We start from the raw sequence: 24,214 nt of genomic DNA, 5'->3' as shown, positions 1-24,214 counted from the left end.
ATGTTTGCACATATTGTAAAAATACTTTTCTTTGGATTGATAATAAAACCGGTCGTGTTAATCGCGCTTGGGCTCAACGTTGTTAATCGCAATAAGTTACCAACGCATGGGCCTGCGATCCTCGCGCCAAACCACAACAGCCATTTGGATACCATGGTGTTAATGAGTTTGTTTCCGTTAAGGATGATACATAAAGTTCGACCCGTAGCCGCTGCCGATTATTTTCTCGCCAATAGAATTATCGCTTGGTTTGCACTCCATGTCATTGGCATCATTCCCTTAAATCGAAAGCAAGTGACACGCAAAGCACAGCTATTTGAACAATGCCATGAAGCGTTAAAAAAGCATGAAATCTTAATTTTTTTTCCTGAAGGTTCTCGTGGCGAACCTGAAAAAATGGCGCAGTTAAAGAAAGGCATTTTTCATCTCATTAGTGATTCTAAGTCGGTGCTCGTTTACCCCGTTATGATGCATGGACTTGGCCGCTCCTTACCCAAAGGAGAAGCCCTATTTGTACCATTTAATTGCGATGTCATCGTCGGCGAACCGCTTTCATGCACAAGCCACGCGAGCGAACTAGTACAGGAAATAGAACGACAATTTAAGTTGATGCGACCACTTTGCTTAACATACAGGGCGGACGAAGAGTGATAAAACTTCCCTCTCACTAGCGAAACGCCTATAAAACAGTTCGTTGCCGTGCTCTCCTACCTTACAGTCATATGCTTAAACAGCGGGAATTTGCTTCAGCTAATTAAACATCTCATCGGTTAATTCAAAGGGTTCCCAAGTCGCTTGCGCTGAACCAATTTCTTCTAAAATGCGTCCTTCCACGCCATCAAACGGTGCATTAGAAATCCACATTTTTACTTCACCCTTTTCACCAAAACCGAAGATAATATAGGGCTCAACATCGGTTTCTGTTTCGCCTGTGTAATGGGTAATGCTAGGTAAATTACCCGCGATTTTGTACGCCTTGTCACGCTGTACAGTTAACGCTGCACGATAGTGTTTTCCCTGCTTATAATCCCACCACTGCGCTTTTACTTTATATGGGATTTCGGCTCCCCAAAATGTCCCACTTCCTACGGCATTTCCCCAACCACCGCCTACCGCACCAGCAGGGGGAGAAAATTGTTCGTCAAATATCAATTTCACCATCAAATCGCTTTTTTCGTACGAAGAAATACCTATATGTAATTTTTCTAGCTCGGTATGTGAAGAGCAACTGCAAAGTAACATTACTGCCAGTAAAACGGTATAGAGCCTATTAATCATCCTTTTCTCCAAATTGATTTATTTCCATTTTTATACGCTTTCCACACTCGCACCTGCGGTAGCGCTTTTGCATTATTGTAAAACATTTCCCTTTGTCCATTTTCAGTCACGTACTTTGCTTTCGTTTCCTCACCGTGAGCCAGTTTATCCGTAGTTCCCGTAAACCGAGAACTAATATGAATATAATGCTCGTATAACTTCTGCCAAGCTTGGCTTGTTGGCCCAGCTTTAAGAGCTTTAGGTACCAAAGTTGCGACCTCATTGCTAAGTTCAAAAGGGTAGATACTTTGAAGACGCACCATAGCTCTCAGCGGAACGCCATGTTGAACCGCCTCGTTATACATTTGGTGCAGTCCATAATGGGCAAGGGTATTATCTATTTTACGTCTCCAAACGGGCCGGTATGTGGTGTAAAAATCCTTGTCTCTTCCCGAGCGACTTGCGCCATATCTAAGTCTTTTGAAGCGATAGACCATATCCACATTAATGCCAGGCCACTGATATTTATGTTCAATTGCCAATTTTGCCTGTTGTACTTTTGCTTCATGCTCTGGATTTCCGGGAATACCACGAATGCGCTTTAAAGGATACTCAATATCAATACTGATAGGGGCATACCCGCCCCCAATATCAGAATGAACGCCTGGCAGATAATCTTCTTTATGGTTAGCAAACAAACTGCCACCTTTATTTTTCAATGAGTTTAGTGGGAATTTATCACGCCGCTCATCCCAAGCGGTTAAGTGATATACAGCCCCTGCGCTGGCCTGATTGAGATCGAGTCTAGCCGCCTCCTCTAACTCATCTCTAGCATACAGTTCACTATGATCATTATCTCCATCCCCTCCGATAGACGCAACGGTATCGAAAATACCAACAAAACGAAATACCACCTCTTTATTCGCTAATTTAGTATCTTGCTTTTCTCTCATTTCATTGACCAGATTAACAAACGCTCTTGCTGCCGCTGCGCCACGACTAAAGCCAAAACAATCTACAAGTATCGTATTAGTTAATGCGATACTTGCATTCCTTAAGTTAGAAACAAGTACTTCAACGGCTTTAACTAATCTTTCATCAAATGAATAGGCAACCGCTAAGTCCAGCGTAGTATCCTCTTCGCCGGCTTTGGTCCCAACTCCCTCAATATATCTTTTAAAAAACAACTTTCCATCAGATTCATACAACTCATGGAGCTTAGCTATATTCGTCGGCTCTTTATCATCAAAGGGGTCCAAAATATCGTTGTACTTGTTGTTGCCTGTACCATCAAAGAAGATCCCGATACTCGGTGGCTCGCTAATAAAATATAGGTGTACATTACCCTCACCTGACACTCTGTGTTTAATCAGCTGCACTCCACCATCAGCGCCAATCTTAAGTGCTTTTACTTTTTCTATATCAAGCAAGTCTGCATAGGGCACATTGTTAAAAAGCACCTGCTCCGGCACACCCAAGATTTTTGCTTTTAGACTATAGCGACCATCTTCACTCAACTTGCCGAATATCAGAGGCGTTTGTGTTGCCCCTTCAGAGGCTCTGGACAATGTGGGAGTATTAGCACCTTGGATCACAAAACTCACCGCCAACTCCCCTTCCAGCGACACCAATATGCGCTTTTCAGCCACCTCAGGTGATTTATCGACGTTAATCGAGGCCAATACCTGTTCAACCGGTGTTAACGGGTCTAATTGGCTTGCGCCAATGGGCTGATTAGGATCAACCCCACCACTGCTTGTAAAGGCATTGTTTCTAATCTCTGCTTTGAAATAAGACTTGCGTTTAACGATGATTAGCTGCTCTCTAGAACCGGCAGCACTGCCAGACCTTACACTTTGTAAGCCCTTTTTGGTCTTTATAAAAACACGAGTAAATTCGTCACGCTTAACATGGCGCCAATTATGTCTTTGTTGCAATACTATCCAATCACTGGCATGAGGCTTTAGTTGCGTTCTAATTTCTGACGGTAAATGAGCGGTTGTGGTATGGGGTGGTAAGACTTCCAGCTCATCGATTTGTTGGTCAATCAACCAATTATGTTTTTCTTCAACTATTTTCATCCTTGTTCACCAGAGTTAGTTTTTTATATCATCCTTTCGCATTAAAACAGGCTAACATTTAACCATCCAATTGGTAAATAAAATTTAATAAAATCGTAAACAAAACATCTTATGGCGATAAGTTTTCAACGCCTAGGTCTTTGCTATATCAGCCGCAAAAGTAATGTGTGAGTTAGCCAAACTTTTTACATCATTTGTCACCCATAAATGATAGGATCGCCGCAATTGTCAGTAATGAGTCAAATTTATGCTTTCGTGTAACAACATCACTATGCAGTTTGGTGCAAAACCACTGTTTGAGAATATTTCCGTTAAGTTTGGTGACGGCAACCGCTATGGCCTAATAGGCGCTAACGGCTGCGGTAAATCCACCTTTATGAAAATCCTAAGCAAAGAGCTAGAGCCAAGTGCAGGTAACGTAAACTACGATCCAAACGAGCGCATCGCTAAGCTAAATCAGGATCAATTTGCCTACGAGCAATATACGGTTGTAGACACAGTGATCATGGGTCATAAAGAGCTGTGGGAAATCAAGCAAGAGCGCGATCGCATTTACTCATTACCAGAAATGAGCGAAGAAGACGGCATGCGTGTTGCCGACCTTGAAACGCAATTTGCTGAAATGGATGGCTATTCCGCAGAAGCAAAAGCGGGTGAATTACTCCTCGGTGTGGGTATTCCAACCGAGCAACATTATGGCTTGATGTCAGAAGTTGCTCCGGGCTGGAAATTGCGTGTACTACTTGCACAGGTATTATTTGCAGAGCCAGATATCATGCTCCTAGACGAACCAACCAACAACTTGGATATCTATACTATCAAGTGGTTGGAAGACGTATTGAATCAGCGTGATTGTACTATGATCATCATCTCGCACGACCGCCACTTCTTAAACTCAGTGTGTACACACATGGCGGATATCGACTATGGCGATCTGCGTATTTACTCAGGTAATTATGATGAATACATGTTTGCTGCGACGCAAGCTCGCGAGCGCCTGTTGTCAGACAATGCTAAGAAAAAGGCGCAAATCGCTGAGCTACAGCAGTTCGTTTCGCGCTTCTCTGCAAACGCCTCAAAAGCGAAGCAAGCGACATCTCGTGCTAAGCAAATTGACAAGATCCAACTGGAAGAAGTTAAAGCATCAAGTCGTCAAAATCCATTTATTCGCTTTGAGCAGGAAAAGCCGCTATTCCGTAATGCACTTGAGCTTATCTCACTATCACAAGGTTATGACGACACCCTATTCTCTGACCTAAATGGCCTTGTTGAAGTTGGCGAGAAAGTTGCCATCATCGGTGAAAATGGTGCCGGTAAAACGACACTACTCAACACCTTAGCAGGCCGTAAAGCGCCACAATCAGGTGAGTATAAATGGTCAGAAAACGCCAATATTGGTTACTATGCGCAAGACCATGCTGACGAATTTGAAAAAAATCAGGATCTTTTCCAATGGATGGAACAGTGGCAACAGCCAGGCGATGATGAGCAAGTCGTACGCGGCTTCCTTGGCCGTATGCTGTTCTCTCAAAACGACATCAAAAAGTCAGTTAAGGTGATCTCAGGTGGTGAACAAGGCCGTATGCTATTTGGTAAAATCATGATGCATAAGCCAAATATCCTACTAATGGACGAACCAACGAACCACATGGATATGGAATCAATCGAGTCTCTCAACTTGGCACTTGAACAATACGAAGGTACGTTATTCTTCGTATCGCACGACCGCCAGTTTGTCTCATCACTTGCAACGCGTATTTGGGAAATTAAAGACGGTAAGATCACCGACTTCCATGGTACGTACGACGAATACCTCGCGAAGAAAGCGGCTGAAGCCGTATAAGATTAGACTGTAAAGGGCCAAATTGGCCCTTTGTATTTTCTTAAGCACATCGGATCTTTTCCCCCTCACAAACTAGCACAAAAAATAGACAAACCCGCAATTTTACTGTTAGGATTGTTCTCGCAAAAATTGGAATAATAAAAGGGTCGGCTATGGAACGTTTACAGAATATGTATTCGATAATGTTGCTGTCTAAGCTGAAAGCAAGCTTTCCAGAATCGTGCGATATCAATCACCACACTTTTTCACTCCCGAATGTGGATCAACAACTACTCGAAGATGTTGTAACCACTCACCTCAATGAAGGGCTTATCCAAGCGGATGGCCGTGATCAGTATAGCTTAACGACAAAAGCGATTGCACTGTTTGGCGAAGACGAATAACGAAAACAATAACTTAATAACAAAGAAATAAGCGCACCGAAGTGCGCTTCCAAGTTATTAACCTGAGATCAGGTTAACTAGGGACTGTGATGCTATCGTTAGCATCTGCAACCAAAGTGATTTGGTTACCTATGAAATCTACGTCTAAATCCGAAAATACCAGCCAGCAACATAAGGCCGGCAAACATTGAACCGCCAGATGAATCAGAGTCAGTTGAAGGCTTATCAGGCACTTGATCAATCAAGGTATTTGCTTTTGGGCTTAAGCCTTGAGCTGATTTGGGGTCATCATCCAGCACAGTAACTGCGTTTATGATCACAAAGTTAGCTGCCCCCGGCTCACTATTGCTATCTTTACACTGTTCATCAGTGAAGTTAACTAATGGCACATTACCACAACGAGGAATTTTTGCTATCGCTTCTAATATTTCCATGCCATCACCAGTCACTTGACCAAAAACTGTGAAGCCACCGTTGTCAACGTCCAAATTTTTACTGTTGTCTACCAAATTAAAGAACCATTGGCTTGTCGCACTGTCAGGCCTATTTGCTACCTTTGCCATTGCAATAGTGCCTTTTACGTTAGACCACTCAGGTTCATTTTTTACAGCATCGTAAGTAGCGATGGCGTCAAGAGGCACGTCTCCTTCATATTTGAAGCCGCCGCCTTGCACAACAAAATCTGGAATAACGCGGTGAATAACCGTATCAGAATAACGCCCGTTATCTACGTATTTCAAAAAGTTTTCCACGGTTTTAGGCGTGCTTTCATCAAATAGATTGACCTGAAAGCTACCATGAGAAGTTTGAAATTCGACAATCGTTGCATTAGCAGCGAAGCTGCCCAACAAAGTTGAAGCGAGCAATAGAGAGTTTAGCTTGAACATACTTTTCCACTTGGTTATTTTAATTCTCTTTGCAAACTAGAATAAAAATTTATTTATAAGTCGGCTAGCAATTCATTGCCAGTGGTAACAATTAAGAACATTTGCAGACTTAGATTTACAAAAACTGGTTAGGAACCCACCATACCTTGAGCAAGTTTTAGTCAAACAAACGAATTTCACCGCATAACTCCTCGGAGTAGACGGTTTATACATGCAACACTTCGTCATTTTTTATATGATGCGCCCGATTATAATTCTAAATCCAGGACAACAAGTATATGAGTAACTCCTCTGAAGCGACGATGGAGATGAATACCATCAGCGATGGGCGCTGGACCCAACACGACACCCATTGGGTGTTAAGTTTATTTGGTACTGCGGTCGGCGCAGGTATTTTATTCTTGCCAATTAACATTGGTATTGGTGGTTTTTGGCCACTACTAATCATGACCGTGCTTGCCTTCCCTATGACCTTTTTAGCACACCGAGGATTGGCCCGGTTCGTCCTTTCATCAAAGCAAAAAGATGCCGATTTTACGGATGTAGTAGAAGAGCACTTCGGCGCAGGTGCTGGCCGTTTAATTTCCTTACTTTACTTTTTCTCTATTTTTCCTATTTTGCTTATTTATGGTGTTGGCCTAACCAATACCGTCGACAGCTTTATCGTCAATCAGCTTGGCTTTGAGTCGCCATCTCGTATTTTACTTTCTGGTTTGCTCGTTGCCGGGATGATTGCCATTATGCTAGGCGGCGAAAAACTGCTACTGCGTGCTTTTGCTATTTTGGTTTACCCGCTGGTTGGGGTATTACTGTTTTTGTCACTCTATTTAGTGCCTAACTGGCAAATGCCAGTGATAAGCACGCCTGATGTTGCGAGCTTAACCGAGTTACTTTGGCTATCCGTTCCTATCGTAGTATTTTCATTTAGCCATGCAGCCGCTATTTCTAGCTTTGCTAACGTACAGCGTCGTCACTACAAAAGTGAGGCAGTTCAAAAATCAGAAGCGATCCTTCGTACGACCTCCATTATGTTGATAGTGTTTGTTTTGCTATTCGTATTCTCCTGCGTATTCTCTTTAACACCAGAGCAAATGGAAGAAGCAAAATCGGCGAACGTGTCTGTTTTATCCTATTTAGCTAACGTGTATAACAATCCGTTTATTGAAATGCTTGGCCCTCTTGTGGCATTTATCGCGATTACTTCTTCTTTCCTAGGCCATTTCCTTGGTGCACGTGAAAGCTTTAACGGCCTTGCAACCAAGCAAACGAGCATGAGCTATAAGCTTGCTGACAAGCTAGGCGTGGTATTTATGTTTGTTGCTATTTGGGTATGCGCCGTATTAAACCCAAGTATTTTGGACATGATGGGGGCTATCTCAGGTCCAATCATTGCGATGATTTTGTTTATCATGCCAACCATTGCCGTGTTTAAAGTACCGGCACTACAAAAATACAAAAGCCACATTGGCACTTATTTTGTGCTATTTGTCGGCTTGCTGGCGGTTTCTGCATTACTCTATAACATGCTAGGCTAACCAATAGGGAGGCATCGCCTCCCTCACCTCTCAGTCTTTCTTGTTGTTTATCCTCATGGCTGTTCAGACTAAATATAGTACTAGTTTTCAGTGTATTGAATGAACCACCATAACCGAAAAATGAACTTTGACTTTGTTTATCTTCATGGCAGTTCAGACTAAATTATGGTAGTTTTCAGTGTCTTAAATTGAATACTACAACCAAACGATGAATTTTGACTTTCCACCAGCAATTAACGAAGAAATCACAGCGCTAATCAATCAAGTGCATAACCTACCTGTGCACGAGCAAACGCTGTTGAGTGTGCTGGCGGTAGTCTATAAACCAGTTTCAGCAATCAAACTCAAACGCCTAGTTCAAGCACTCGTGGCAAAAGAGATCATCCCCGAAAATGACTTTGAACAAGGTGTAAGTCATAGCCAAATTATGAAATGGCGCTCAGACGGGTTAGTGACTTTTAACGAAGATGGAGTGCAAATAAATCTAAAACTCGCGACCAGTTTAAGCCATCGAGTCATGGCTGACGGCCAGTTTTTAGCAATCCTTAACGCCGCAGAAGAGTTTATCCCTGTACTGAATGCTTATGAATGGGAGCGCCAATTTGCCGATGAACAGCGACTCATTCGAGACTTTTTATTTATCAATCAACTACCAAAAGCCCGTAATCATTTAGGACTGGCGAAAGACCCACAGGCGGTGTGCCATAAGACCAATCAAGTGCTATTACCACTGTATTTTTATCCTTTTTCAGTTGAAGGATTTTCGGCGCTTGCTGATGACTTGCAATATCAAGCTTTTGCAACTTTGCTCTATACCTTACTACAAGGTGGTCACAGCATTAGCTATGCACTTGAAATACTCACGCAGGTTCAAGCCAAGACACAGAGCCCGCTACTGACCTGTTTATTAGCAGAATATCAAATCTATACCCTGCAATTGGATAATGCTCAGGCGTTGGTAGCCAATATCCAAACCGCTTATAGTGCACAAATTATGGCGAGCATTGCTTTTTTACAACAACACGACAACCTTATCGTTTGTTTTGAACAAGCACTAAAAGCCAAAGACAAAATCACCAAACGTAAAAAGCAGTACCTAGGTAGAACACTGGGTTTGTTTCATAAGTTGGCGCTATTGCAGCAAGCCAATAGCCATGATGCCGCATTATTTGACACTCTCTCTCAACAGCTTGAGTTTGAAAGCCAAGACAGCAAAGCACCTTATAACAACTTCTTTGCCAATAACGTGCTGTTATACTGCGCGGAGAGCTTGTCGCAAAACAGTAGCTACAGCAGCGCCCATTTAAATTATTCAAGTCTGAAGAAATCTCATGTTTTTGACTATTACTTAGGTCGCTTACTCGACTGCTTTGCACACTTCTGGTGTAATCAAAGCTTAGATGCCAAAGCACTTACCAATCTCGACGACTGCATCGCAACGTTTGAGCGGCTCTCTTTACCTCTTTTTGCTGGGCTTGCAAAGCAGTTGATGCTGGCAATGCACGGTGAGCAATATCCGCTTGCGTTTAATCCCGAGCTGAATGTTAGCCATCTCGTTGCCAAAAAGACGGCGTGGGATCTGGCACTGGACAAGCTTATTGCGCTAAACCCGAACGCAAATACCAGCCAAGAAGTTGACGAACAATTTCGCCTGATTTGGCAAATTAGGCAAGGTCGCTTTGATATTGAGTTTTTAGCACGCGAGCAAAAACGGGGTAAAACAGGCTGGGGAAAAGGTAAGCCGATTTCCTGCAAACAACTGAAACAGCACCCTGAGCAATTTAGTTATATCAGCCAGTCTGATAAAAAGCTGATCGAAGCCATCGCACCACAGTCAGGTTATGGCTACAATGCTCGTGCGGACTACGCCCTTGCGGGAATTCCCGCGTTAAAAGCCGCAGTCGCCGCCACCAACCTATACCATGAAGAAGACTTAAAACAAGCCATTACCATTGCCGAGAAATCTCCCGAGTTACACATCCGTCAACATGGCGACGATCTGCTACTCTCTATTCCAAATTTACCCAGCTATTTTGGTCAACCGCAAACCTACTCATTTATTCAGCAAGCTGAGCATCACTACGAGTTTATTGTGTTTAACCAATCACATATACAGGTCGCTGAGATTATTGGTGAATCCGGATTAACCGTACCTGCCAGTGCAAAACAAAAAGTGCTGTCGAGTATTAAAGCCATCGCACCTTATCTTAATGTACAGTCTGATTTAGCTGATATAGATACTGGGCTGGATAGTATCGAGGCGCAATCGGCGCTCGTTATTAACATTCAACCTTATCATCAAGGCCTCGATTTTCACTGTGTGGTCATGCCCTTTGGCGAAAAAGGGCCGATTTTTCATCCCGGGCACGGTATTGCCACTGTCAGCGCCGAGATCAATGGTAAACGCTTATCCACCACCCGAAACTTGCTACTTGAGCAGCAAAGACTGGATGAGTTAGATACGCACTGCCCGCTATTTTTGGAAATGACGGATAATCGCTTAAGTTTAGCTGAAATGGACGAAGCGCTAGAGGTGTTGCAAGAACTTGAGCTGGTGATCAATCAAGAGCCTTGCCCTATGGCGCTCAAGCTCAGATGGCCTAAAGGTAAAAAGGTTAAGCTCAGTAGCAAGCTCGAAAGCCAACATTTGCAACTTGCCATGAGCAAGAAAAATGAATGGTTCGATATGACCGGCGAGCTACAAGTAAGTAATGACCAAGTTATCGAACTTAAACAACTTCTCAAAATGGTTGCCACCAGCAATGGCCGCTTTATTGCGCTGGATGGTGAGCAAGTACTCGCCCTTTCAAGTGAGTTAAAAGCGCAACTTGACCAGCTCAATAACGCAACCGAAGGCGGAAAATTTCACCCGCTAGCTGCGCCGTTAATTGCTGAAGCCACTACCGGAATGCGGATGAAAACCTTGCCGGCTTGGGAAGAGCAAAACGAAAAAATGCAGCAAGCCGTCGCATTGACTCCAACGCTTCCTTCAACATTACAAGCCGAGCTGCGCGACTACCAGCAAGCGGGATTTGACTGGGCAATGCGACTTGCCCATTGGGGTGCAGGTGCGTGCCTTGCCGATGATATGGGATTGGGTAAAACCATCCAAGCGCTGGCGATGATATTGGCCCGAGCCAATGTCGGCCCAACGCTTGTCATCGCGCCAACATCGGTCTGCTTCAACTGGCAACAAGAAATCCAAAAGTTCGCTCCAACCTTGTCGGTGAAACTCTTTTCTGACTATCCACATTCTGATGCCAGAGCTGAGATGCTGAGCAACTTGCAACCACTGGATTGTGTGATATTAAGCTATGGCCTGCTACAGCGCGAAGTTGATATCTTAAAGCCTATAGCTTTTGAAACCATTGTCGCCGATGAAGCCCAAGCGCTAAAAAATCCTTTAGCAAAACGTACTCAAGCCGCCTGCGCGCTCAAAGGCAAGTTTAAGCTGATCACCACAGGGACCCCAATAGAAAATAACCTCACAGAGCTGTGGTCACTCTTTCGTTTTGTAAACCCGGGGTTGCTCGGTAACCTCAAACGCTTTAGCGAAAAGTTTTCCGCCCCCATTGAAAACGCCAATGAAGATAAGCTCGCAGCACACCGTGCCCGTAAAGGCCTCAAACACCTGATCCAGCCTTTTATTCTGCGCCGTATGAAGCATCAGGTATTAACCGAATTGCCACCACGCACTGAGATCAATGTACCAATTCAATTGAGCCAAGAAGAACAAACCTTTTACGAAGCGCTGCGCCAAAACGCCATTGACGAAATTTCACAGTCAACACAGCAAGACAGTGCCAATGAACAACGCTTTAAAATGCTGGCAGCACTAACCCGCTTGCGCCAAGCCTGTTGTCATCCAAAACTGTTAATGGCAGAAAGTCAGATAACCAGCTCGAAATTGGCGGCATTGGATGAGCTTCTGACTGAGCTGCAAGAAAACAATCACAAGGCACTTATATTCAGTCAGTTTGTAGGGCATTTGCAACTTATCAAAGCTCGCTTGGAAAAACGCGGGATCCGGTTTCAATATTTAGATGGCAGCACGCCAAGCAAAGCTCGTCAGCAGGCCGTGAATGCCTTTCAAAAAGGTGAAGGCGAGGTATTTTTAATTAGCCTCAAAGCCGGCGGCTCTGGCCTGAACCTTACCGCTGCAGATTATGTTATTCACATGGATCCTTGGTGGAATCCTGCGGTTGAAGAGCAAGCGTCAGACCGCGCACATAGAATGGGACAAACACGCCCCGTTACTATTTATCGCTTAATTGCCAAAGGCACGATTGAAGAACAAATTGTCGAGCTCCATCACCATAAAAAAGACCTCGCGGATCAATTGCTCGCGAACACCGATAAAGTGATGAAGCTAGACGTAAACGATGTGCTATCCATGCTCAAGGAGACGCTGTAATACCAATTGAATTAATTCTCCAATCAATTTGAAGAGTGAAATATCATATTAGCTTCGTTAAAAATTTCTCATTTAGAACAACTAAATAGCAAAATTTTTGCCTTGCCTATATGGATATAGGTACCTTAGCGGTAGCAGGACGCGAGAGCGGTGCTACTAAAGCTATTTCCCCGCTTCAAAATAGCTCATTTACTTAATACAATTGGTATAATACAAATCTCTGGCGCACGATAAGGTAAATCTAATAGCGAAAAGTAGTTTTGACCTAAGGCGATCCGGCGAAAAGCATTGTCGTCAAGAGAGGCGAGAATTCGACTATTGATATCGACTTCTTCTAAATAATCGAAAAAGCGTTTATTTTTACTAGCGACGAAATCACTGCCTGGCAAAAAGCGCTCAGCATGGGCATTAATAAATTCAACATACTGCCCCTGAATTTTCGGGTCGCTAAAATAGTAGTCGTACAAAATTCGCCATGACAGATCGGCCTTTAGGTTTTTATATTGGGAGAGTAACCGCTCCATGGTGTTTATGTGCAGCTCTGGGTCAATTTGGCTTAACTCTTTTGAGACTCCCATGTGCATCCAAATAATATCATTATCAGGATAGCGTTTTAACACTTCCTCAAGCAAAGGTAAGTATTTGAGTGGCGCGTTGTTATCGCCTAAGTCAGCGTGCAGAGCAAGCGGAATACGCTTTTCTTTTAGCACAGCCATAAATGGCTGCCACTTGGCGATAGTCTCTTTATCTACCGCTTGATGGCCGTTCCCAAAATGCGCCGCTTTGACTAAATTCACTTCTCCCATCCAACGAAATAAGTCACCAAACTCGTCTTCGAGTAGTGCCATTTTTGGCAAAATAGTCTCTGGTTTATGCAAGTCAGCAAAGGTCATAGACAAGGTTATATGCACGTTATCTGCGCCATATTTAAGATAATTGCTCGCATTTTTAAAGTCATTTTGAATGCTGGGTGAAATCAACTGGCTGTAGCACCCACGCTCACCAAAGCAATCAGGCTTTCGCTCGTAGGTTTGACCAATGCCATAAACATTGATAAACACCACTCCCGCACGCTCTGCCCAAGTAACGAGCTTATCAAACGGGACCGCATCTCCCCGAAATGGCTGAAAATGGTGATGGGAATCAACGGCAAAATAACTAGATTGCGCCTTGCGGTCGTAGCACTGAGTATTATCTACACTAAAAGTTGCTAGCGTGCGTGTGCCAGTGGCCGACACACTTTGGCAACCTGCCAGTAAAACAGCACAGCTCATGGCAATAACACTTTGTTTTACATTCATTTTTATTATCTACTGAGTCTCCTTTACCAAGGTACTTTACCACGGATAATATCCTTGTACATGACCCAGTCACCCATCAAGCTATACAGCGGATATTGAAATGTCGCAGGCTTATTTTTCTCAAAAAAGAAATGCCCCACCCAAGCAAAACCATAACCCGCGATTGGCAACAACCATAATAAAGACCAATGTGCAGAGATCAGCGCAAAGAGCAAAATCAAGAGCACTAAGGTTGAGCCAATAAAATGCAAGCGACGACAGGTTTTGTTTTTGTGCTCCGCGAGATAATAAGGGTAAAACGATGCAAAAGAATTGAACTCTTTGTTATTATTTTTGGTCATGAGAGTATGCGATTCGTTATTCGACTGTAACACTCAGCATAGTGCAAAGTATTTACGTTGAAAATAAAAAAGGAATGAGCGTGGCAACAGGCTCAAAAACAGTATGTTGAAACCCCTAATGATGATCACCGCTGCGATGCTGCTCCAAGCTTGCAACGACACCGCCCCAACCACCAAATCAGAGGCAACGATGAATGCACAAAGTAACATTCAATGCAGTGTGAGTAAGGGTTCCGACTCAGGTATGACCTACCCCATTAATTTCACTTTTACCAACGCAGGCCATAATGATGAAAAGTTTCTAATTTGGCATACCCCTTTTGAAGGCTGGTGGAGCCAATTTTTAGAGGTAACACAAAATGGTAAGTCGCTTAATTATCAAGGACCCATGGCGAAACGACTCGCGCCCTCAGCTAATGAGTTTATGACCCTAAATGCCGGGCAAAGTAAAAGCGTAGAATTAGATTTAGCACTGGCTTATGAGATAAACACTGCACAGCCCATTACCATCACCTATCACAATCAGCTCAGTCATACCAATGCATTAAAAGCGTCATGTAGTACGGTATTGGAATAGAACCGATATCAGCACCGTGTCTCGGCTCGTAGGTCGGCTTGTAGGTCGGCTTTTAAGCCGACAACTTAACCCAACAACCCGCAACCCAACTAACCCACAACCAACTACAAAAACACAAAACCCCAACATCAAGGTCTCGAAATTTGGATCACGACTCGACGGTTTTTACCACGACCAATGGCGTTGTCGTTGGTATCAATATGGCGCTTTTCGCCAAAGCCGTCAGTCATAATCTTATTCTCTTCAACCCCTAAGCTCGCCATATAGGATTTAATCGCCTCGGCACGTTTCTTTGACAATCTCAGGTTGGTATCACGGCCGCCGTAACTATCGCTATAGGCCGAAATATAAATTTGCTCAATTTTCGGGTCATTTTTAAGATATTCGCCGATCATATCCAAGCGTTTGCGTGACGACTTTGTCAGTTCGCTGGAATTTTTCTTGTAATTCATCACCGTAAAAGCGATGTCTTCAAAGCTGTATGGCAACAAGTTATCGCGACATTGTAAGAACGCCCAATACGCCTGTTTAAAGTTCACTGATGACAAAGAAACTGAGATTTTATCTACGTCGTTGTGCCAATCTTTATAATAAAAAGTAGGAAAGTAGCCCTTTTCAAGCTCAGTCAACAACTGCCACGCGACGTCATTTTCAAGTTCACCGTCAAATTTTTTCAGTAATTTCATTTGACCGATACTTCTTGCCGGTTTGCCGGCTCGCCAAAGCGGTGGGACCGATTCAAGTCCTGCAAAATCGTAACTTTCAGGACGTACCATCATATCTAGGTTAAAGGTTAAGTCTTTATTTTTACTGGCATTACTTGAAAATATAGCTTCACCGTAATACGGGACTTCATGATTAAGCGCACAACTCAAACGATTGTTTTGGTCAACATTCCAATGTGATGAATCAGCTTCGGCAGCGTATTGCCGCATTGCAGCCTCGCTATTAAAGGTAATGGCGCATAACGATATACCAACCCAACCTACTGATTTATATAACTTGATCACCCCACACCTCACAACATCAACCATTAATCTACACTCGTTCAGCACGCCAAAAGCTAGAGCTTATCTCTACCAATTCGCGCTATTTAGAGTTAAGCAATAAATGTACCATACTAAGCGCACTCAAGCTGCTCGCTTCTTGTCGAGGTATCAGTATAATAGGCCGCTAAATTTCACAAACCAAGAAGATTATGTCTGATACCGAGCAAACGCTATTTTCAAAACGCTTTCGCGGCTTCTTTCCTGTAGTTATCGACGTGGAAACCGCTGGCTTTAATAAAGATACTGACGCCCTACTAGAAATTGCCGTCAGTATGTTAAAAATGGACGATGACGGGGTATTAAGCTTAGATCAGACAGTACACTTTCATGTTGCGCCTTTTGAAGGCGCAAATATTGAGCAAGCTGCGATTGACTTTAATGGCATTGATCCATTTTCACCACTCAGAGGCGCAGTTGCAGAAGATGAAGTGCTGAAAGAAATTTGCAAAGCCGTGCGTAAAGCCCAAAAAGCCGCAGGCTGTCAGCGCTCCGTTGTCGTTGCCCATAATGCCGCTTTTGATCACGGCTTTTTAAATGCAGCGATTGAGCGTAACAAGATAAAGCGCACACCTTTTCACCCATTTGTCAGCTTTGATACCACATCACTTGCAGGGCTTGCTCTAGGCCAAACGGTGCTTGCAAAGGCATGTCGTGCAGCAGGTATCGAGTTCGACAATAGTCAAGCGCACAGCGCACTTTACGACACAGAACGCACCGCAGAGCTCTTTTGCTACATAGTCAACAAGTGGCAAGCATTAGGTGGTTGGCCATTACCAGAGCCTGAAGCCGAGTCAGAACCTGAGTCAACAACCGACACCGAATAATAAAAATGCCAGCAAATCCAGCTGGCATTTTTATAAGTGCTCGTTTTTAAGCTATTTCTGCGGTTTTGGCCGTCGTAAACTGTTGCATGATTTTACCTTCATGCAATTTAACGAAATTAGGCGGGTAAATTCGCGAAAACAGTTTAGTGTCTTTCGCTATTTTCACTTCAGTCCCGGGATGCATTAGCTCGTTAACTGTGACTCGACTCAAGCGTGCTAATCGATGTATTTTTTGCTGTACTAAGTGAATATTACGCTGATTGCGGCCATAGTGTTTGTTGATTTGCGTTTCGCTATGCTGCAACTTGGCAAGATATGCATCTCGTTTTTGCGATTGCGGCGACGCCTGTGCTTTATTCATGGCTTGTTTAATATCGATGACTTTGGACGCCAGCACCTTTTCCAGCTCCACTAATTCGCGGTGCTTATCGTGCAAACTATCCCAGTCTTGGGCTAGTGAAATACGTGTTCTTGTGCCTGAAGGTGCCCCAAGTTCACCCGTTTCTATACGCATGGCATCCAATACATTTCCGCCAATCAGTTTGCCTCTAGGGGTTTCACCTTTACCTACTTTGATTAAACGCTTGGAAGCCAAATCACAATGCAAAGCTTGACGTTCAATGAGAATATCTTGTTCGCTTTCAATTCGACAGTACTGCGCATAACCTAACGAAACACTGCGCTTTGCTTTAATTGAACATGAAAAAGGTTCACCTTCAGTGCGCTTGCGACCAATTGTACCAAGCATAACTGTAACTGCGCTGCCACTTTCAAGAATAGCCGACTCCACAAAACCAATAACAGTAATATCCCCTGAAGCCTTAACACGCATTCCATCTTTAATATCACCGCTCACAATTACGCTGCCATCAAACTCAACATGCCCTGTCGTCACATCAATGTTTTCATAGCACAGCACATCGTCAACGCGCATACCTCGAGGAATGGCTACTGGCACACCTTTTGAATCGGCAATAAGCAGGTTTTTATCGTTGGGATCGAGCTTGGTGCCTTCTGATACCTCAAGTGGCGCGTCTTTGCCTGGTTTAGGGTCAATCACGTCACCAAACACGGTATAGCCCGGCTCGCCTTCAGTTGGCGGGACTTTTTTCATTAATGGGCTGCCCGGTTTTACGGTGATGATAGCACCTAAATTGCGCATATCGACCTTACCGCCGCTCGATTCTTGTGGGCTGAGCACTCTGTCCTGCGCTGTCATACACAGGCGCACAAAACGTGCGTCATTGCCATCTTTGGCTCGTTGACCATGCGCAACAATACCATTGTAAGTGTGTCCAGGAGGGAGTTCTAACTGCTGACCGAGAAGATTATCGAGGGCTTTGCCACTGACGCCTTTTTTAATACCCGCTTGTTTTAATGCTTGTTTGGCCTTGTTCATACAAACCAGCTTACCACCACGGGCTGTGGTCACTCTCGCTTCAGCAAGCATGTTGCCTTCTTCAATACGCACCGAAATAGAAGCATCGATAGCGCGAGCCACAATCAGCGAGTCCTGCTCGGGCGCCTCACTTGCGGTAAATAATTGGCCGATATTGGCATGAATGATTTCAAAATCCGCATATGGCGACCCCTCTATCATCTCAACTAGCTGAGACGAGCTCGCCGGAAATCCGGATTCCACAGGATGAGAGAGTAAGTAGACATAGCCCTCATCCTCATCAAAACGAAATAATGACATTCATCAACCCTGAAAAGTATGCACGATCTTATTGTTATGTTGTTATTTTTAATGCAGCGAACTCATTTGAGCATAACTTCGCCAAATTGTTAAGCTTAACATCACCTGAACTGCTACAAAATATAAATGAATGTAAATCAACCTGTGCATTAAAAAGACAACTTATTATTTTCTTTAGATTTATCGGCTTTACGGTGCAAAGCTTTAGGTAAATTAAGATATTTCAAGCCTAACTTCGACAAATTAATAACTAAGTCTCATCAGCGTTTGCGTTTGGCCGCAGATAGGGTAATTTCAATCCATGCGAAAAGAAAATGAATTTTTTAGGGACAACCATGACAAAATACATACATCTCTATTTTACCGACTCTAATAACTACCCACACGTAAACGTTTGCTATCGACAGCTCAAGGGCTAGCAAAAGCTTAATCTTATCACCGCACTGTGTGAATCAACTTGATGTGAGTGCAGCGGATTCAGGATTAGCTATCATACAAATCCAAACAATAAACTCAGTTACATCACCCTAATTTGTCTCTATGTGTATTTATCGGTGAGATATTAAGCAAATACACATCTCCCAGCGTAAATCACATGCTAAGCCATTGTAATGGCATTAATCCTATGTATAATGCGAGACATAGTTAGTTGTTAGATGTATAAACACTAACAGTACTGAATTTATTCAGGGGCTGATTAGGATTCGACGGGATTCAAGAAGCCTAAGGTGCATGTCGAGGTGCGGCTGGCCTCGTAAAAAAGCCGTATTTAAAGTAATCGCAAACGACGATAACTACGCTCTAGCGGCATAATAGCCCGCTAGCACTCCTTCATGATATTCTTGTGGATCTGGTTCTGGAGTGTCACCCTACACAAGATCGCTACGGAAACCCTGGCCGGGGTTGAAGGGCTAAAACTAAGCGGCCTCGCCTTTACTTATCGTGTTCGTCCGAGATTTAAAGGTTAACCAAAAGACGATACTAAACATGTAGGACCGAAGGTCGACGCTTTCCGGACGGGGGTTCAAATCCCCCCAGCTCCACCAAATTTTAGCGTTTTAAAACAGCCAGTTAGAGCAACATGCTTTGACTGGCTTTTTTGTTTTCGGGGCAAACATCCACATTTCATCCTAAAAAGTGTCCACATAGTGACCACATTTATATAAAGCCCAAAATCCGCATATGTATTTTAGCTTTTAAGGCTACGGGACTTAGCCAGCCTTAATCTACAATTTATCCAAATAACAATTCATAATATGTCTTTCATGAGCCAATTTAGGCATAAATTCAGCATTGTCACTTCACCGTAATCACTATCAATTCAATGCTATCTGGACTAACATATTGGTTAGATTTAAAGCGTAAGGAATATAGCGTGTCGTTAGCGAATGCTCACACAGTTCGCCAAAGCCGATTTTTGCCACTTGTAGCTGCACTACTTGTGTTGGTTGGCAGTATGCTTTACGGGCTGGTGTTATATGAGCAAGAAAAGGAGCATCATGCTGAAAAGGTAGCGGCGGCACTTGCCTCACGGCTTGACCATGTGACTGAGGGTGTGAACGAGCGCGTTACGCTGTATTGGTACGGTATTTTGGGGCTTCGCACTGCAATTTATGCGAATCAACAACACAGCTTTGACTATCAAGCGATGCAGCGTTATATCAGGTCGTTTGACTTCCAAGCGGAATATTCTGGGGCTCGTGGCGTGGGGATCATCAAATATGTCCCCGTCGATAACGTAAGTAGCTTTGTGCAACAAGCACAAGCTGAGCGTACTGACAGAGCGTTCTCCATAAAAACGCTGAACCCACATAACACCAGCAAGTTTGTTATTCAGTATATCGAGCCCGAAGTAAACAATGATAAAGCCGTGGGCTTGGATATAGGCTCCGAAGCTAGTCGCAGAACAGCGGCAATAGAAGCAGCTACTGCCAATGAACCGAGACTTACCGCTCCAATTACCTTAGTACAAGCCGACAATAAAATTAAATATGGCTTTTTGATCCTCGCCCCAATTTATACCTCTATTGGTATGGCAGCAAATGAAGAAAATCGCTTAGAAAACTTAGTTGGTTGGACTTATTCCCCGTTACTTATCGATGAGATCCTGTCGACCTTGCTGTCTTTTCGACAAGATGTTTCGATTCAAATTTCCGATGTAACCAATAACGATGAAAACACGCCATTTTATCAGGTGCTAAAAGAAGATGTTAAAGAGTTGGATAACTCAGTGGCTAAACAGGTCAACTTGTTTGGTCGCACTTGGGAAGTAAAAATTTGGCCAACTCCGCAGTTTATCCGTTCACTCAATCTCGTCTCTCCTAATACCATTTTACAGGTCGCGTTGCTGGTCTCTACGCTATTGGCAATCATCACTTATATTTTGCTTTTAAGCTTTACCCGTCAGCGTCTAGCTGAAAAGGAAAAGTTAGCCGCAGAAGAAGAAAAAGCACAGTCCCTTGCTAAACTGAACTCATCATTAGAACAGGAAGTAAAAGCACGAACTAAAGAAATCGTAAAATACAGCCAACTTCATACCAGCATTGTTGAAGGTTCGGGTTATGCCATTGTTGCCACCGATCCTGACGGTATCATTACCCAGTTTAACCCTGCAGCCGAGCGTTTACTGGGGTACAAAAAAGATGAACTCATTGGTAAATCATCCCCTGCCATTTTCCATCTCGAGGAAGAGGTCGTAGCAAGAGCAAAAGCGTTAACGGAAGAGCTTGGCAGAGTCATTGAACCTGGATTTGAAGTCTTTGTCGCCAAAGCCAAGCAAGGTGTGGTAGATACTAGCCGATGGACTTACGTCACTAAGCAAAACCAATACGTGCAAATTAAGCTGAACGTAACGACATTAACCGACGAACGCGGCAATGTTGATGGCTTTTTAGGTATAGCATTAGATCTCACAGAGCAGCTTAAGCACGAACGAGAACTCTCGCACGCCAAAGAAGCAGCTGAGCAAGCAGCCAAAGCAAAAGCCGTCTTTTTGGCTAATATGAGTCATGAAATACGAACCCCCATGAACGGCTTATATGGCACATTACAACTCTTAAAGTCGGAGCCACTTAACAGCACCGCCACTAATCTGCTTGAGAAGGCCACCTACTCAGTTAAGGCGCTTAACACCATCATCAACGATATTTTGGATTTCTCTAAAATTGAAGCCGGTAGAATTGAGCTTGAAGAACGGCCATTTAATATTGAGGTGCTGGTTGAACATCTGCGCTCAGACTTCTTAGTGTTGGCAAAAAACAAGGGATTAAAGCTTAAGATCCACGTTGAACTTGAGCATAAGTTTTGGCTTGGAGACGAGGTCAGAGTCAGGCAAGTGTTGCTTAACCTCTTGTCAAACTCCATTAAGTTTACTGAAACGGGCAGCATTATTACCCATATAAAACCGCTTCAAAATGATTCAGGTATGCTTATTACCGTTGCCGACACTGGCATAGGGATGACAGAAGCCACAATCAACAAACTCTTTTCACGATTTGAGCAGGCTGATAAGTCCACCACTAGAAAATTTGGTGGTACAGGGCTTGGTCTTTCTATTACCCGCTCTCTAATTGACCTGATGGGCGGTACGATTAAAGTAGAGAGTACCATTGGAGAAGGCAGTCTATTTAGCATCGAATTGCCTATGCAAAAGTCTGAGGTTACCTCAGAGCAACCAACAACCGAGCAGCTGACCGCAGCAGACTTGAGCGGCACATCCATATTGCTGGCTGAGGATAACCCAGTAAACCAGCTGGTAGTTCGCTCTATGATCAGTAAAGCCAATGGTGATATTGCGATTGCGAATAATGGTAAAGAGTCTATTGAACAATTCGAGCTAAACAAACCCGACTTAATACTTATGGATATTCAAATGCCTGAGATGGATGGCGTTGAGGCTTGCAAACGTCTTAAGAGCAAGGATCCCAATATCCCAATCATCGCATTAACTGCAAATGCTTTTCCTGAAGACAAAGCCTTGTACGAGCGCGTCGGATTTGATGGCTATGTTGCCAAACCCATAGAGCAGCTTGAGCTTATCAATACCATCGCGACCGTACTCGCACATAGCCGTAATATGCAGTAGCTTTTACAGATATGAGAACATTCTGCGATTAGCGGTTACAAACTTAATCGTTTAATCAAGTTCCCGCTCCCCATTTATAACTAAAGTGGCGACCTCTACATTGTTGCTTATCTTTGTATAATGCAGTTTATCGTAATTGATTTGGAACTATTTGTTACTGCCGACTACAGTTAATAGATGCGCCAAAATGTGGTTGGGGTTTGCTTGGTTCGGTTTTTACTCTTTGTAACTTGTACATTTTATTTTTGCCAACACGCGTTGGCGAAAGACTTTTCATATTTTGAAAGTAAGCTAGACGAGGCCAGCGACTATTTAACAGTTAACCCTGCACAATCACTGATTATTCTCGACGGTTTAGATCAATTGCAAGATGTACCTGTACCTTTATTTATTCAGTGGCATTTGCTGAGCGCTCGAGCCTCTGTACCAACAAATAAAGTAGATAGGCTCTATACCTCAATAAACGCGGCCTTTTTGTATCCAGATGACATGTTTTTTAAAGCAAACCTCCCTACCGTTTTGAGCGCACTTGGGATTTGGTTACGTCGACAGGAGTACCTTGATGACGCTGATACTAGCCTCAAGTGTGCCTACAAATATGCAGAAAATGACCGCCAGCGGCTTACGCTGACTAACAGTATGGCATTAGTTGCCCGCAACCAAGATGACTATCAAAAAGCGAGAACATTGTATGCCAAAGCACGCAAACTGGCTGAGGAGTTAAAACAAACTCCAGTACTGGCGATGATCGAAAGCAACTTAGGTAGCCTCGCGCTTGATCAAGGCCGAATATTTGAAGCCGAGCAGTATTTTCGTCATGCCCTGCTGGGTTATCAAGCAGTTGATAAGCGCTCGGGTCAAATCTCAGCGGGCATTAACTTGATGTTTGTCTTTCTTATTCAAAAACAAATCGTCAACTACGAACGTTTACAAGGGCCCACATCTACCCTAACCACAGCCTTTCCAAACGAATCAAAACAAGCTTGGCTACAATGGCTTGAGGCGCGCTATAAGCAGCTCGAAGGAGACATGCCCAACCAAAACACTAAGCAAGCGTTACAACTGGCATATACCCAATTAGAAAGCGATAAAGTAAAACTGCTAGTACATAGATATTTAGCAAAAGAGTTAGGTGTTGAAGTCACTGCCCCCCTCCCCATCACAGCTAAATCTTTTTCCAGTCCTTGGTTTGATAAAGTGAAACAGTGTAGTTGGTAAGCGAATACACTCGTTCCTAAACGCAAAAAAGCCGCTTCAATGAGCGGCTTTTTCAAATTGGATTTGCTTATTCAGCAGCCTTAGACACCATAACCATCGCAGGGCGTAATAGACGGCCGTTTAAGGTATAACCTTTTTGCATCACAGCAAGCACTGTATTTGGTGATACATCATTGCTCGGCTGAATTGACATTGCCTGGTGTAACTCTGGGTTAAATGTTTCACCCTGTGGATTTACCGCTTCAACACCGAATTTAGCTAGGGCATCGGCAAATGTCTTGATAGTCATATCAATACCTTCAAGCACAGGCTTTAGCGTTTCGTTTTCTTTGTCAGAAAACTCAATCGCACGCTCTAGGTTATCGATTACAGGTAACAATTCGTTTGAGAACTTTTCTAGCGCAAATTTGTGTGCTTTTTCAACGTCCTGCGCTGCACGGCGACGAACATTTTCAAGCTCAGCGGCGGCGCGAACAACGCTATCTTTTTGTGAGTCGATAGTTTGCTTAGCGGTTTCTAGCTCAGCGTACAGACCAGCGATTTCTTCTTCTGGGCTTAACTCACCCGCATTTTCTGCCTGCTCTTCCTGAGTTTGTTGCTCTGCTTGTGCTTCTACAACTTCTGCTTCCGCTTGTGTTTGTTCAAGCTCTTGCTCTGGGGCTTTTGTCTGCTCAGACATGTGGTGATTCTCCGATTCTTTACAACTGCGGTAATTATGGGG

General features: G+C 43.7%; 17 protein-coding genes and 1 other RNA gene. 10 read left to right on the top strand and 8 right to left on the bottom strand.

From position 1 onward, the window contains the following. Positions 1-651 carry a lysophospholipid acyltransferase family protein gene (locus tag MHN30_RS03845; protein WP_045989106.1) on the top strand — a complete coding sequence of 217 codons (651 nt, stop codon included), beginning with the start codon at positions 1-3 and terminating at the stop codon, positions 649-651. Between the two features lie 99 nt (positions 652-750). Here the strand turns inward: MHN30_RS03845 and MHN30_RS03840 are convergent, their stop codons facing one another. Both MHN30_RS03840 and MHN30_RS03835 read right to left on the bottom strand, forming a co-directional pair. Further along, positions 751-1,278, bottom strand: coding sequence for a DUF2931 family protein (locus MHN30_RS03840; protein ID WP_130164426.1), 528 nt, complete (start codon positions 1,276-1,278; stop codon positions 751-753). Continuing rightward, complete coding sequence (locus MHN30_RS03835; RefSeq protein WP_239358433.1) at positions 1,275-3,338, bottom strand: DUF2235 domain-containing protein; 2,064 nt, start codon at positions 3,336-3,338, stop codon at positions 1,275-1,277. Before MHN30_RS03835 ends, MHN30_RS03840 begins: the two co-directional genes overlap by 4 nt. A gap of 247 nt (positions 3,339-3,585) precedes the next feature. Here MHN30_RS03835 and MHN30_RS03830 point away from each other — a divergent pair, with 247 nt between their 5' ends. After that, positions 3,586-5,181, top strand: a complete 1,596-nt coding sequence (locus MHN30_RS03830) for an ABC-F family ATPase (protein ID WP_239358431.1) — start codon at positions 3,586-3,588, stop codon at positions 5,179-5,181. A gap of 152 nt (positions 5,182-5,333) precedes the next feature. After that, positions 5,334-5,564 (top strand): hypothetical protein, encoded by a 231-nt coding sequence (locus MHN30_RS03825; protein ID WP_239358429.1) that lies wholly within the window; start codon positions 5,334-5,336, stop codon positions 5,562-5,564. 125 nt (positions 5,565-5,689) lie between these two features. Here the strand turns inward: MHN30_RS03825 and MHN30_RS03820 are convergent, their stop codons facing one another. Beyond that, the gene (locus MHN30_RS03820) at positions 5,690-6,451 is read right to left on the bottom strand and encodes a peptidylprolyl isomerase (protein WP_239358427.1); all 762 of its coding nucleotides are present in this window, start codon (positions 6,449-6,451) and stop codon (positions 5,690-5,692) included. Between the two features lie 278 nt (positions 6,452-6,729). On the opposite strand from MHN30_RS03820, the gene MHN30_RS03815 reads away from it, so the two are divergent. Beyond that, a complete protein-coding gene (locus tag MHN30_RS03815; protein WP_239358415.1) occupies positions 6,730-7,986 on the top strand; it encodes an aromatic amino acid transport family protein in 1,257 nt (418 codons plus the stop codon). Between the two features lie 208 nt (positions 7,987-8,194). Then, positions 8,195-12,400, top strand: coding sequence for a DEAD/DEAH box helicase (locus MHN30_RS03810; RefSeq protein ID WP_239358413.1), 4,206 nt, complete (start codon positions 8,195-8,197; stop codon positions 12,398-12,400). A gap of 185 nt (positions 12,401-12,585) precedes the next feature. Here MHN30_RS03810 and MHN30_RS03805 read toward each other — a convergent pair whose 3' ends face one another. Then, positions 12,586-13,701 carry an amidohydrolase family protein gene (locus MHN30_RS03805; protein ID WP_239358411.1) on the bottom strand — a complete coding sequence of 372 codons (1,116 nt, stop codon included), beginning with the start codon at positions 13,699-13,701 and terminating at the stop codon, positions 12,586-12,588. A gap of 23 nt (positions 13,702-13,724) precedes the next feature. Then, the gene (locus MHN30_RS03800; RefSeq protein ID WP_239358409.1) at positions 13,725-14,042 is read right to left on the bottom strand and encodes a DUF962 domain-containing protein; all 318 of its coding nucleotides are present in this window, start codon (positions 14,040-14,042) and stop codon (positions 13,725-13,727) included. A gap of 103 nt (positions 14,043-14,145) precedes the next feature. Between MHN30_RS03800 and MHN30_RS03795 the strand changes: the two genes are divergently transcribed. Then, entirely contained in the window at positions 14,146-14,619 is a 474-nt protein-coding gene (locus tag MHN30_RS03795) for a DUF5067 domain-containing protein (RefSeq protein ID WP_239358399.1), read from the top strand. A gap of 128 nt (positions 14,620-14,747) precedes the next feature. Here MHN30_RS03795 and MHN30_RS03790 read toward each other — a convergent pair whose 3' ends face one another. Beyond that, the gene (locus MHN30_RS03790; RefSeq protein ID WP_010375438.1) at positions 14,748-15,653 is read right to left on the bottom strand and encodes an OmpA family protein; all 906 of its coding nucleotides are present in this window, start codon (positions 15,651-15,653) and stop codon (positions 14,748-14,750) included. Between the two features lie 164 nt (positions 15,654-15,817). Here MHN30_RS03790 and rnt point away from each other — a divergent pair, with 164 nt between their 5' ends. Beyond that, complete coding sequence (gene rnt / locus MHN30_RS03785) at positions 15,818-16,492, top strand: ribonuclease T (protein ID WP_010375437.1); 675 nt, start codon at positions 15,818-15,820, stop codon at positions 16,490-16,492. Between the two features lie 46 nt (positions 16,493-16,538). Here the strand turns inward: rnt and MHN30_RS03780 are convergent, their stop codons facing one another. Beyond that, positions 16,539-18,191, bottom strand: coding sequence for a FapA family protein (locus MHN30_RS03780; protein WP_239358397.1), 1,653 nt, complete (start codon positions 18,189-18,191; stop codon positions 16,539-16,541). A gap of 689 nt (positions 18,192-18,880) precedes the next feature. Between MHN30_RS03780 and ssrA the strand changes: the two genes are divergently transcribed. The 3 genes from ssrA to MHN30_RS03765 all read left to right on the top strand — a co-directional run bounded on the left by ssrA (position 18,881) and on the right by MHN30_RS03765 (position 23,493). Further along, positions 18,881-19,237, top strand: a transfer-messenger RNA (tmRNA) gene (gene ssrA / locus MHN30_RS03775). 329 nt (positions 19,238-19,566) lie between these two features. Beyond that, entirely contained in the window at positions 19,567-22,275 is a 2,709-nt protein-coding gene (locus tag MHN30_RS03770; protein WP_239358387.1) for a CHASE domain-containing protein, read from the top strand. Positions 22,276-22,452: 177 nt separating this feature from the next. Then, entirely contained in the window at positions 22,453-23,493 is a 1,041-nt protein-coding gene (locus MHN30_RS03765; RefSeq protein ID WP_239358377.1) for a tetratricopeptide repeat protein, read from the top strand. 67 nt (positions 23,494-23,560) lie between these two features. Here MHN30_RS03765 and grpE read toward each other — a convergent pair whose 3' ends face one another. Beyond that, positions 23,561-24,172, bottom strand: coding sequence for a nucleotide exchange factor GrpE (grpE, locus tag MHN30_RS03760; protein WP_010375425.1), 612 nt, complete (start codon positions 24,170-24,172; stop codon positions 23,561-23,563). Between the last annotated feature and the right edge of the window lie 42 nt (positions 24,173-24,214).

Origin of the sequence: Pseudoalteromonas sp. OF7H-1 (assembly GCF_022347825.1) — a bacterium.
GTDB lineage: Bacteria > Pseudomonadota > Gammaproteobacteria > Enterobacterales > Alteromonadaceae > Pseudoalteromonas > Pseudoalteromonas maricaloris.
The sequence above is the reverse complement of the archived record's forward strand: the minus strand, read 5'-3'. Positions and strand labels throughout refer to the sequence as shown.